Below are 2,261 nucleotides of genomic sequence, written 5' to 3' on the forward strand. Positions count from 1 at the left end.
CGCCGTCGCCCGCCGGGTCGCCGCGGGCGATGCCGCGGCCACCGCCGTGTGGTCGGACACCGTCGCCGTTCTCGCCGACGCCCTCGCCGGGATCGTCGCCACGGTGGCGCCCCGCACGATCATCGTGGGCGGCGGCCTCGCCGGCGCCGGCGCGCTGCTGTTCGACCCGCTCACCGTGGAGCTCGCGCGCCGCATCGGCTCGTCGCGCGCGCCCGACCTCATCCCGCCGCACCACGGCGACCTCGCCGCCGCCATCGGCGCGACCCACCTGGCCGACGACCTGGCCGAGCTCATCGCGAGCGGATCCCCCGCGTGAGCGCGTCGACGCTGATCGAGGCCGCGCGCCTCGTCGACGGCGCGGGCCACGACGGGCCCGGATGGCTGCTCGTCCGCGACGGGCGGATCGCCGACGCGGGCGCGGGCCCCGCACCGGATCGCGCCGCCGCCACCCGCCTCCGGCTCGACACCGTGATCCCCGGCTTCGTCGACACGCACGTGCACGGCGCGGTCGGCGTCGACTTCGCCACGCCCGGGCTCGACCCGGAGCCGGCCGTCGCGCACCACGCGCGCGCCGGGAGCACGCGCGTGGTCGCCTCCCTCGCCACGGGCGCATGGGGATCCACGACCCGGCGCCTCCGCGAGCTCGCCCCGCTCGTCGCGGACGGCACGCTCGCCGGCCTCCATCTCGAGGGCCCCTTCCTCTCCCCCGCGCGACGCGGCGCGCACGATCCCTCGCTGCTGCGCGCGTTCGCGCCGGGCGACGTCGACGAGGCGCTCGCAGCCGCCGACGGCGCCCTGTCGATGGTGACGATCGCGCCCGAGCTGCCCGGCGCGCTGCCCGCCATCCGCGCGTTCGTCGCCGCGGGCGTCGTCGTCGCGATCGGCCACACCGACGCCCCGGCCGACGTCGTCCGCCAGGCGGTCGACGCCGGGGCGAGCGCCGCCACCCACGTGTTCAACGGGATGCCGCCCCTGCACCACCGCTCCGCCGGGCCCGTCGGCGTCGCGCTCTCCACCGACGCCCTCGTGCTCGAGCTGATCGCCGACGGGCACCACGTCGACGACACCGCCGTCGACGTCGTGCGCGCGGCCGCACGCGGACGCTACGCCCTCGTCTCCGACGCGATGTCGGCCACCGGGCTCGCGGACGGCTCCTACGAACTGGCCGGATCCGCGGTCGTGGTCGCCGACGGGGTGGCCATGCTCGCCGACGGATCGTCCCTCGCCGGCAGCACGACCCCCGTGGGCGGCGCGGTCGCCCGGCTCCTCGACCGCGGCGTGCCGCTCGACGAGGTCGTCGCCGCGACCAGCGCCACGCCCGCGCGGTCGCTCGGCCTCGCGGATCCCGCCCTCGTCGCGGGAGCGCGCGCCGACCTCGTCGAGCTCCGCGGCGCCCGCGTCGCGCGCGTGATGGGGGGCGGCTCATGGCTCGCGTAGTCGTGCTCACGCCCAACCCGGCGATCGACGTGACCTACCGCGTGGAGCGGCAGCTCGTCGGCGAGACGGTCCGGGTGCAGCGGGCCGAGCGCCGGCCGGGCGGGAAGGGCCTCAACGTCGTGCGCGTGCTGCGGGCGCTCGGCGTCGACGCGACGTCCGTGCAGCCGCTCGGCGGCGCATCCGGCGACTGGATCCGGGGCCAGCTGATGTCCGCCGGGATCGCCTCCGTCACCGTGCCCGCCCCCGGCGCCACGCGCACCACCGTGGCGGTCGTCGACGACATCGCCCACCCGACCCTCCTCGCCGAGCCCGGCGATCCGCTCGACGACCGGGCCTGGACCGGGCTCGAGGACGCCGTCCGCCGGCACTGCGAGCCCGGCGGGTACCTCGTCGTCGCCGGGTCGTTCCCGCCCGCGACCGACGCCTCCCGGGTCGCCGCGATCGTGGCCGCGGGGCGCTCCGCCGGGGCGACCGTGGTGGTGGACGCGAGCGGATCCGCGCTGATCGCCGCCGCCGACGCGGGCGCCCAGCTGCTGACGCCCAACGAGTCGGAGCTCCTCGACGCCACGGGCGCGGACGACCTGGAGGCGGGCATCGCCGCGCTGCTCGCCCAGGGCGTCGACGCGGTCGTCGTCTCGCGCGGATCCCGCGGGCTCCTGCTCCAGACCGCAGACGGCACGCGCCGGACCCAGGCCGCCGTGCCGGGGATCTCCGGCAACCCGACCGGCGCCGGCGACGCCGCGACCGCCGGCCTGGTCGCGGCCCTCGCCGCCGGCCTCCCCCTGCCCGCAGCCCTGCGCCGCGCCGCCGTCGTGGGGGCCGCC

Annotated in this window: 3 protein-coding genes; all 3 read left to right on the forward strand. The window is 78.8% G+C overall.

All coding sequences use genetic code 11. From position 1 onward, the window contains the following. Nucleotides 1-316, forward strand: a 316-nt coding sequence (locus DZG00_RS14650; RefSeq protein WP_119455779.1) for an ROK family protein, incomplete at its 5' end; no start/stop codon positions are given. Further along, nucleotides 313-1,437, forward strand: a complete 1,125-nt coding sequence (locus DZG00_RS14655; RefSeq protein ID WP_233550159.1) for an N-acetylglucosamine-6-phosphate deacetylase — start codon at nucleotides 313-315, stop codon at nucleotides 1,435-1,437. The genes DZG00_RS14650 and DZG00_RS14655, both read left to right, overlap by 4 nt. Beyond that, nucleotides 1,425-2,261: 1-phosphofructokinase family hexose kinase (locus DZG00_RS14660; protein WP_147360032.1), on the forward strand; the 837-nt coding region annotated here is incomplete at its 3' end. The genes DZG00_RS14655 and DZG00_RS14660, both read left to right, overlap by 13 nt.

Origin of the sequence: Clavibacter lycopersici, from assembly GCF_003576405.1 — a bacterium.
GTDB classification, from domain to species: Bacteria; Actinomycetota; Actinomycetes; order Actinomycetales; family Microbacteriaceae; genus Clavibacter; species Clavibacter lycopersici.